This is a genomic window from Shinella sp. 838 (assembly GCF_029623935.1).
Lineage (GTDB): Bacteria > Pseudomonadota > Alphaproteobacteria > Rhizobiales > Rhizobiaceae > Shinella.
This window is the reverse complement of record NZ_JARSBQ010000023.1, coordinates 21804-31539: the sequence shown is the minus strand read 5'-3', so window position 1 is coordinate 31539 and position 9736 is coordinate 21804. Positions and strand designations below refer to the sequence as shown.

The following is a 9736-nucleotide window of genomic DNA, read 5'->3' as shown; positions in this document are numbered from 1 at the left end:
CGCGGCGGATGTCCTTGATCGTCTTCTCAGCCGCTGACGACTGCGGCCCGGATTTCTGTCTCATCTTCGCTTCCTTTGATAGAGCTACGATGAGCCGAAAATCCTCTCTTCTCAACTAAACCAGTTCTGTCTCAAGGGCGCTGATCCGGGACAGATCCACCGGAGCTCGCTGTCGAGGCCGCCCGCTTTGTTGGCATCCATGACATGATCATGCGTTTTCCAGAAGGCTACGATACTGTGATCTCCGGAAACGGTTTTCAGCCATCCGGAGGCCAAAAGCAGCTTCTCGGCCTTGCAAGGGCATATTATGGGGGGCCTGCCTTTGTTATACTTGATGAACCCAACGCAAGTCTCGATACGGATGGCGAACAGATTCTATTCGGTGCTCTGAAGCGAGCGGCAGCGGCTGGCATTGCCACTATTGTCGTGACCCAACGACTTTCACTGCTTCATCATGTCGACAAGGTTCTTGTATTGAAGAGCGGGCAGGTAGATGCCTACGGCGATCCGGCCGACGTCATGCCCGGCAAACTTGTGCGCCCTGTGCCCAACAAGGCCTCCTGATTAGGAAGAACATTGATGTCCAACGATAACCTGTCGCAAAGAACGGACGATAGCCGTCCGAGCGCACCGCCACTTTCCAGCCTCCGCCTTGAAGCACTTCAGAACTGGAGTGACACGATCCCAACCAGCCGACGTGGTCCCATGCTCGTTGCCAGCATAGTGCTTGTTGCCCTCTTTGGTTTCGGTGGGGCGTGGGCTGCGACGGCTAAGCTTGGCGGAGCATTGATTGCAGGTGGCCGTGTCATCACCGAAGGTAACAATCGGATAGTGCAACATCTCGAAGGCGGCATTATTGAGGAAATCGACGTGCGTGAGGGCGATACTGTCCGGCGCGGCGATATCATCGCCAAGCTGGACGAGACCGCTAATCGCTCGCAACTCGACCGAATGCACATCGAACGGGCACTCGCCATCATTGAGTTGGAGCGTTGGCGCACGGAGCGGAACACAACAGCCGAAACCTTTACTGTAGTTGCGGAAAAGCTCGCTCCGGTAGCAGATAATCCTCGCATCGTTGAGGCATATGCAAGCCAGGTTGATGAGTTCAAAAACACTCGCCGGGCGCTTCAGCAGAAGCTGTTGGTCTTGGACGGCAAAATCGCAAACGAAGAGGAAGACCTCGTTTATCTAAAAGACCAGCTCGCCGCCCTTGGTGCGCAGAAAGACCTCCTCATCAAGGAGGAGGCAGGCCTCGCAGATCTACTCGCTAAAGGCCTTACCCAGCGCGCACGCGTACTTGCTCTTCAACGCGAAATGTCCCGGATTGACGCGCAGAAATCAAATGCACAGGCAACGGTGCAAAAATCTCACCACAATATCCGCTCCTTCAATGATGAGAAACAAAGACTCGTTGCTGAACACGCGGCCAATACCAGCCAAAAGATCACGGAGTTGCAGCAGAAGCTCAGCCAGAGCGAGGATGTAATCAATCGGCTCAACGACCGTTTACGGCGCGCCGATATCGCCGCCCCTGTGGATGGTATCGTGCTAAGCATGCCCTTCAAGTCGATCGGCGCAGTCGTCCAGCCTGGTGAGAAGATAGCTGAAATCTTGCCGCAGGATGCGCCGCTCCTCTTCGAAGTACCAATTCTGCCAAAAGATATAACGAAGGTCTTCGTTGACCAGGAAGTTCAAATCATCTTCCCAAGCGACCAAACGACTGTAACGCCTCCACTGAAGGGTAAGGTCATTTATATCTCGGCCGATACCGTTGCTATGCCAGAGGATCCACGCGTTTCCTATTATATCGCCCGTGTCCGCATGGAAAAAGAGCGCCATGGCCGCAATATTTTACCAGGTAATGTCGCCGAACTGTTTTTCCAGACCGAGGCTCGGACACTTCTGCAGCATCTCGCTGATCCGGTGACCCGCTTTGCCCTGCGCACCTATAACGATTAAAGAGGCAGTAACCTGGCCGGAGAACACGGTTCCCTTCGGCCAGCGCTTGCTTTAAAGGCTTTTTCGGCGATAACCGCGAGAGAGGCCGCATGCGCATTCTGTTCGTTCATAATAATTTTCCTGGACAGTACGCACGCATTGTCCATCATCTGAAGGGACGTCGGGATATCGATATGCTGTCCGGTTCGCTTGCGTCAAACAAGCAACCAGCCTCCATCAAGCGCGTAGGCTATACACCCCATCGTGAAGCGCGCAATAATATCCATCCCGCGCTCAGCTATACGGAAACCTCTGTCATCCGCGGCCAAGCCGCCTATACTTCATTCATGCCAGTAAAGGCAAAAGGATTCTACCCTGATATTATTTTAGCCCATTCAGGATTTGGGGACGGAATATTCCTAAAAGACCTTTGGCCAAAAGCAAAATACATGCCATATTTTGAATGGTACTACCACTCTTATGGATCAGACTCGTCTTTCCTTAATCACGAAGAAAAAAAGAAGCCAGATGCCGAGTTAAAAATTAGAATGAAGAATACCGCAATTCTTCATGACCTTGCCACAATGGATTGGGGGCAATGCCCGACTGAATTCCAAAAGAGTCAGTTTCCTCCGCAGTTTCGCGAACGCATCTCTGTTCTGCATGACGGAGTTGATGTGGATTACTTCTCACCGGGCGACACCACCACTTTCACCGTCGGCGATCTCGTGTTCCGCAAGGGTGATCCAGTCATCACTTATATCGCGCGCGGTATGGAGCCCTATCGCGGGTTTCCGCAATTCATGGAGGCCGTGGCAATCCTGCAGAAAAGCCGACCGGAAGCCCATGTCGTCATCATCGGCGAGGATCGGGTCGCCTATGGCACCAAGCGCCCAGATGGGAAAACCTACAAGGAATGGGTGCTGGAAACCCTTTCCCTCGACGAAAGCCGCATCCATTTCCTCGGCCGCCAGCCGCTACGCACTCTACGCGATGCCCTGCGCGTCTCCGCTGCCCATGTTTACTTAACGGTGCCCTTCGTATTGTCCTGGTCCATGATGGAGGCCATGAGCACCGGCGCGCTCATCGTCGGCTCGGATACAGAGCCGGTGCGCGAAATCATAAAAGACGGGGAAAACGGCCTTCTCGTACCATTCTTTGAGCCAGAGGTGCTAGCTGGACGACTTTCGGATGTGCTTGCAGACCAAGCGCGCTATGTCCCACTCCGGGAGCGAGCGCGAGAACATATGCTGGAGCGCTACGATATGAAGGATCTCACCAAGCAATATTTCAGCCTGATTGAGCGTGTGGCAAACGGATCAATGCTTACGGCATAATTTCAATCGGGATTTTGAGATGACAGCGCGTGAAGTGGAGATAGAAGAATGAAGAGAATCAAAATCGTCAAGAAATTTAGTACCCCTCTTCACTTCTCCGTCTCCGCTCTTGACAAGGACGCGCGACTTTATTTCCACATCGTGGATAGTCTTGCCGACGATGTTCTCTTCCATGTGGAATTCGACAAGGAGGCGGGCCAGCTCTCCGTCAAGGACCGTTATGCGGGCGTCTGGGGCAAGCCGCAAGTGCACGATTTTCCCTTCAAGGGGCTGGCGATCAAGGGAAAGCTCTCTCTCGACGGCGAAACCTTCGTCCTGGAACTGAAGGATTTCCGGCTGGAGTTTCCCTGCAAAGCTTTTCCGAAATCTATCGTCTGGAGCGTCTATAGCAATTTCCGTTACATGACGATCGGCGACGACGAGCCGGTCACAGAGGCCCTTTCACGGCGCTGGCGGTTCTTTCCCGAATATAGGTTCCGCAGGGGGCTCGGCTCTCGGCTACGGGCGCTGGGGGAAGCGGAAGGCCTAAAACCCGGACTTTCGGCGCTCTATCTCTGGGATGGGAACGAAGAGGCCTTCAGCCGCCTCGCCGAAAAGGTCCATCCCTATCTCGATGAGCTTCTCGTCATCATTCACAACTCGAGCTTGTTCCGGCACAGCTTCTTCGTCGGACTGCAGAGCACTTGCTTCAATATCCGTACGTCAGTCGTCGAAATGACCGTCAAAAGCGATGGCGCCTTGCGTAAGCTTAAGGGTGCCCTGTTCATGAACAGGGTTCTTTCCGAGGTGCGCCACCGCAATATCATCCTCCTCGATTCGCAGACCGATCCAGACCGCCTAACCGCCGTTGTCCGCGACAAGCGGCTGCGCAGTCGGACGGACGACTTTCTTCTGCTCGATGAAGCGCATCCCGGAGACCTGCAGGCGCTCTCGATCGGAAAGCAGACATACTTCGTGGACGTCGGCGGGAAGCTACGCCTATCGGCTGAAGATATCGCCGGCCGCCATCCTCTCCATGTCCCGGCGCCCACGTCGAAGGCGAGCCTGGTCTGGGATATGGACGACGTGCAACTGGCGAGCGCTCCGATTCTACTGCGCGATCATAAGAAGACGACCGCCATACAGCGGCGCGGCAAGCTCGCTGTGCTCGTCGTAAGCTGCAAGAAGAATCGCCACAAGCAGCAGGCCATTCGCGACACCTGGGCCAAGGATGCGCGTCTTGCTAATATCGACGTCTACTTCATCGAGGGCCACCCCGAGCAACCCGAAGCGGTCCTCGTCGAGGACCGGCTGATTCTGCCGGTTCCCGATACCTATGAATATCTCTCACACAAGATCTGGCACGGCGTTTCCGCCGCCTTGCACATCGTCGACGCCGACCATTATTTCAAGCTCGACGACGATTGCCTCCTCAACGTTCAGAAGCTTCTAGAATTCGCCTATGAGAAATTCGACTATATCGGCAGCGACGTAAATCTGGGCAGCCGTACCGCTTTCGACTGGCACAGCACAGCTGTCTTCAACAAGCAGCTTGCCGGCCTGATCTTCGAGATAGATCCCGAGCAGACTTGGTATGACGGGCAAGGCGGATATTTCCTGAGCCGCAAGGCGGCAAACCTTATTGCATCGACGCCACTCCCGAAATATCAGCACATACTGGAAGACTACGCGACCGGCCGGGTCATGAGCGCCAACGGCCTGGAAGCCACCGCCCTGAATTCGAAATTCCTCTCGATCCGGGAGATCTATATCAAGGACGACCGGGACTACGAGGGTGCGGTCATCAGCGACGTGTCCAGCGTTGAAAGGACCTTTGAACTCTATGAAATTATTTCGAAGCTTAATCAACAAACTCTCGACGCCAAAAATCGCTGGCGCTTCGAATTTCCCGAAGAAGGCGCCCAGTAAGCACGACCCCTATCGCTACGTCTTCATTTTTACGTATGGCCGTTCCGGCTCGACCTTGCTGATGGGGTATCTCAACAGCTTGCCGGGCTTCTGCATCCGCGGGGAAAATTACAATGCACTCGCGCATCTGTGTAACTTCTACCGCTCCGCCAAGGAAACTAAAGGGCAGGTCGCCAAGAAATCCATGCTGGCAGTTCACCCCTGGTATGGGGCAGACCTGATCAAACCCGACGAGATGCGCAGCACCCTGCGCAAGATTTTCGTGGAATCCATTCTCAATCCACCGGCGGACACGAAGGTCGTCGGGTGCAAGGAGATCCGGATCAACTGGAACGAAATCAAAGATTTCGACGCCTTCCTGTCCGACGTCACAGAAGTCTTCGGGGATGTGAAGATCATCTTCAACCACCGCGACATCCTCGCCACCTCCAAGAGCAGCTGGTGGAAGGATACCGCCCATTCCTACGCTACCATCCGCAGCATGGACCAGCGGTTGCGAGACAATGCCTTTGCCGCGTCGCCAAACGCCTTTCATGTCGAATATGAAGAGTTGGTCAAGGGACCAGAGCATGCCCGCAAGCTGACGGAGTTCCTCGGTGTTCCGTTCGATCCCGAAACCTATAAGAAGGTCATGGAGACCCGTCACTCCTATTGAATGGGCCGGTCAAGGCGGGGCAGTAAAATCAAACCCATTCTCCCATATGCACCAAGCCCAGCTTCACGAGTTGCTCAGTGTTCTCATACTTCACACTGACGCCTTCCTGATAAAGGGTCGCGGCGATATTTTCCTTGTAGCGTCGGTACTCCCGGCTGCCACCATAGTGCTGGCCGCGGCTCATCTCCTCCTCCACTTTCTCTTGAAGGGAAGAGACGAACTTGAAGTGGAAAAGGGCGCCCGACAGAGGAATGCCGGTTTTCATGGACGTTTTGTTGAGGGACCAGGGCCACATGAGATGTGCGGAGCTCTGATAGCGATAATGCTTCCGCCACCAGGCAACCGGCATCTTGTTGAGGGCAGGGGCCTCCTTCGGCGTCTCACGATTAAAAGCGCGCAGCCGCGGACCGCCCTGCACGAAGGTGCCCGACATATAATTCGACCGTTGCACATAGCCGTCGCGGTCGAAATAGGGGCAGAGGGTGAAAGGATCGTCACCGGGCGCCATTGTCGTCTCGTCGATCGAGCGGGCGCTATAGGCATCCAGCATCAACACATGCAGGCAGGGCCAGCCGATTTCCTTGAGGTGCTGGCCGAGATCCTTGATCGAGCGGCTCTCCATGTGGGGGTAGACGAGGAACTCGTCCGGATCGACGGTCACGCAGAGCTTGTCCGTCCCGTACTTCCGAAGAAGGTAGTTGCACCAGTAGATACCGAAGCCAGCCTTCTTGTAACTCCTGTCGGTATGCCAGACTGACACGTCGTTCTTGCCGGCGCTCCATTCCAGAAATCCGTCTGTGGAGCCGTTATCGACAAAAACGAAGTGATCGACGCCAAGGTCCTTGTAATAACGATAGAAGAAATCGATCCGGTGCATCTCGTTGCGTATGCAGCTAAAAAGCACGCAGGGATCATTCTTGCGAAGGCGATTTTGCACGCAACGCAACTGGCCACCGAAGCGAAGATTCTGCCAGTGTGTGAGGATGAAATTATAGGCGCGGCTGCTGACGAGGCGATGCTTGATTTTTCTAGCCATGGCTTGCCGCAAATCCCGCATCTTCCTCAGAGAAAGACGGCGCAAGCTTTCGCCAGTCCTGCTTACTGAAAACTCCGGCCAGCCCGTCGAGGGCTGTGAGAAGCGGCTCAATCCGCCCCCCATGCAGGAACCGCAGCGCAGCCTTCCATTCGGGATCTGGCACGCCGCCCGCGCCGGAAAACACCAGGGTCTCGCCGGCTGCAGCGCCGAACAGTTTTCTCTCCATCGCCGCCACATGTTTCTGGCCGAAATATTTCGCGGCCGCCTCTTCCGTACGCCGGAAGCGATCGAACCGGTTTGTCGCGGCGCCAATGGCAACCCGTTGCTGCTCCGGCAAGGCCAGATACCAGAACAACGCGCGCCAGGCGGGTGATCGCCCGCCCGGGACGAGCGGGATCGCCACGAAACTCTCCTCCTTCTCCAAAACGAGCCTCTCGAGAGCGGGGTCGTCGCCGGGGCACAGCTCAAAGACAGGCAACGCCGGGCAGCGAGACAAGACCCGCGACAGATAGAGGGGCCGGTCGTAGTCGCGAAGGGCAATCTCACCGGAATTCAACCCGTGGAAATCGGATCGGCCCGGCTGGAACTCGATCCGGTCGGGATGGAAAAGCCGCCCCAACACGGTGAGGCCGCCTGAAGCGCGCAGTGTTTCGGCGGCAAGCCGCGTCAGCGATGGAGGGCCGTAGAGAACCACGCTCGCCTGACGCATCGTTTCCAGATTCTTCGGCCAGTTTCGCACGCCCGAGCCCGGTTCGAACATCCGGCCATAGTATGGTTCGGTCCTTGTCGCAGGCGGAATTCGCGTCGCGAACTTCGGGACATCAATGACCGGCTGCCCCGTCGGGGATGGCGAACAGGCGAGCGAGAAAAGTGCGGCACGACAACGCTCCGCCGACAGGGCAACCTTCCGGGCGAAAAAATGGGGCTGCTGCTGCAACCAGGCGAGATGGTCGTCGTAAAAGACGATCGGCTTGCCATGGACGTTGAACGTATAGAGCGTCGGAATATAACCGCGCGCTATGGCACCGCCGAGTGTATGGGCAATCGTCTGGAAGAAGGTTTCATCGGGAATCCAGACCTGCCGGTAAAACGCATAAGCGGCAGGGTTCTCCTCCACCCAACGCAAGATCCCGATGATTGTTTCCCGCCGCAGGCACCACCATTGCGACCCGTAGCGCGGGCTGAGCCCGGCCGGGATTTTCCGCCTGATCCTAAGCTTGCGCTGCAGGCGAACGCCCGCCTCGAACAGGGCGCGCTGGCGGGTGAAGCTGAAGGGGTGGCGCAAAGTGTAACGCTCTTCCCGCAGGCCGCCCGTCATCCAGCGCTCGTCATGGCTTTCGATGAAGTCGACGTCGTCGTTCCGGTCAAGAAACTGTCTGAGCTCGACAAGCGGCCGGATCGGCCAGCAGGAACAACTGACCAGATAGGCGTGGCTATAGGCTTTTCCGGATGCGGCGAGCAGGCGCAGCGCGCGGATCGTTCCGTCAACGAGCCCAAACTGGCCCCAACCGCAACGGGCCCTGTTCTCCACGAGAAGGACCCGGTCGCTTGCGCCATAGCGTCGCTTGAGTTCGGCAAATTCCTTGAGAGACGAGTTGCCGTCGTAATGAACACAGACCACACATTCGCCGTCGGCCTTCAACAGCATGTCGATCGATTTTCCGACCACCTCCGCCGACTCGTGCGCTATCAAGACGAACGCTAAAATGGCCATATTCCGCCTGTCTCCTTGCGGCTTGCTAGGTAGAGCTTCGCCACGCCAGCCGTCAACTGCCAGCCGTTCCATATGTCCTGTTGTCTTTCCCTCAATTCAGGAAAAACCTTTGCGAACTCTTTTCCCCCTTTTGGGCTCAGCCCTTCTCACGCCTCTTTTTTTCGCCGCACCCGCCTTGGCGATCGAGCTTGGCCTGCCGGCCCAATGTGAGCTCGGCAAGACGTGCTTTATGCAGCAATATCCCGACATGGATGCGGGGGCCGGCACTGCCGACCCATTATGCGGTGGCCAGTCCTATGACGGGCACAAGGGAACCGACCTGCGCATCCTTTCGCTGAAGGATATGGAGAAGGGTTACCCCGTCATCGCCGTTGCCGACGGCAAGGTGCTGCGCGTCAGGGACGGGGAGATGGATCATCTTGTCGAGACCGAGGAAGACAGGGCGAAGATCTCCGGGAAGGAATGCGGCAACGGTCTGGTCATGCAGCTGGAGGATGGCTACGAGGTCCAATATTGCCATCTCAAGAAGGGAAGTCTTGCCGTCAAACCGGGAACGGATGTACGCAAGGGCGACCGTCTCGGGGATGTGGGTTCTTCCGGGCTTGCCCAGTTCCCGCATGTCCACATCACTGTTTCCCGAAACGGGGAAACGCTCGATCCCCTGACGGGACGCAAGCTTTCGGGGGGATGCACGCAGGCCTTCCAGCAGGAAGCCTCTCTCTTTGCCCCCGATATCGTCGAGAAGATCGACCTGAAAAAGCCCGACATCCTCGCATCGGGCCTCGCCGGTAAGCCGATCGACCACCAGTCGCTCGTCAACGACGGCCCGCCACCGCAGGTTTCCTCGCGCGACAGCGTTTTCGTCGTCTGGTCCTGGTTCGCCAATCTCAGAAAAGGCGACATCATCAAGTTCGCCCTGAAGGACGACAAGGGAAACACCCTGGTCGATCACACGAGCGAGCCGCTCGATCGAAACAAGGCCACCTACTCGGCCTTCGCCGGTAAAAAGCGCAACCTTCCTCCAGGACGCTATGAAATCAATGTTTCCGTCGAGCAGGAAGGCATCACTGTGAAAAGCGCTAGCTCAGTCGCCACTGTTCAATAAGAGCAATATAAACCCAAGGCTGCGCTGTAACCGACTTCAG

8 protein-coding genes are annotated in these 9736 nt (G+C 56.4%); 6 read left to right on the top strand and 2 right to left on the bottom strand.

What is annotated here, in order from left to right:
• Positions 1-204 precede the first annotated feature (204 nt).
• The 5 genes from P9A16_RS33365 (at position 205) to P9A16_RS33345 (ending at position 5841) form a co-directional block, all read left to right on the top strand.
• On the top strand, positions 205-564 hold the full coding sequence (locus P9A16_RS33365; RefSeq protein ID WP_278026452.1) for an ATP-binding cassette domain-containing protein: 360 nt from the start codon (positions 205-207) through the stop codon (positions 562-564).
• A 15-nt stretch (positions 565-579) separates the two neighbouring features.
• Entirely contained in the window at positions 580-1962 is a 1383-nt protein-coding gene (locus tag P9A16_RS33360) for an HlyD family type I secretion periplasmic adaptor subunit (RefSeq protein ID WP_278026451.1), read from the top strand.
• A gap of 89 nt (positions 1963-2051) precedes the next feature.
• A complete protein-coding gene (locus tag P9A16_RS33355) occupies positions 2052-3278 on the top strand; it encodes a glycosyltransferase (protein WP_278026450.1) in 1227 nt (408 codons plus the stop codon).
• A gap of 48 nt (positions 3279-3326) precedes the next feature.
• Positions 3327-5186, top strand: coding sequence for a hypothetical protein (locus P9A16_RS33350; protein WP_278026449.1), 1860 nt, complete (start codon positions 3327-3329; stop codon positions 5184-5186).
• Positions 5101-5841, top strand: coding sequence for a sulfotransferase (locus P9A16_RS33345; protein ID WP_278026448.1), 741 nt, complete (start codon positions 5101-5103; stop codon positions 5839-5841). Before P9A16_RS33350 ends, P9A16_RS33345 begins: the two co-directional genes overlap by 86 nt.
• A gap of 28 nt (positions 5842-5869) precedes the next feature.
• On the opposite strand, the gene P9A16_RS33340 is transcribed toward P9A16_RS33345, so the two are convergent.
• Together P9A16_RS33340 and P9A16_RS33335 are read right to left on the bottom strand one after the other, a co-directional pair.
• Positions 5870-6877, bottom strand: coding sequence for a glycosyltransferase family 2 protein (locus tag P9A16_RS33340; protein ID WP_278026447.1), 1008 nt, complete (start codon positions 6875-6877; stop codon positions 5870-5872).
• A complete protein-coding gene (locus P9A16_RS33335; protein WP_278026446.1) occupies positions 6870-8591 on the bottom strand; it encodes a beta-1,6-N-acetylglucosaminyltransferase in 1722 nt (573 codons plus the stop codon). The genes P9A16_RS33340 and P9A16_RS33335 overlap by 8 nt, the downstream gene beginning before the upstream one ends.
• On the opposite strand from P9A16_RS33335, the gene P9A16_RS33330 reads away from it, so the two are divergent.
• Complete coding sequence (locus P9A16_RS33330; protein WP_278026445.1) at positions 8584-9696, top strand: M23 family metallopeptidase; 1113 nt, start codon at positions 8584-8586, stop codon at positions 9694-9696. The genes P9A16_RS33335 and P9A16_RS33330 overlap by 8 nt on opposite strands.
• Positions 9697-9736: the final 40 nt, after the last annotated feature.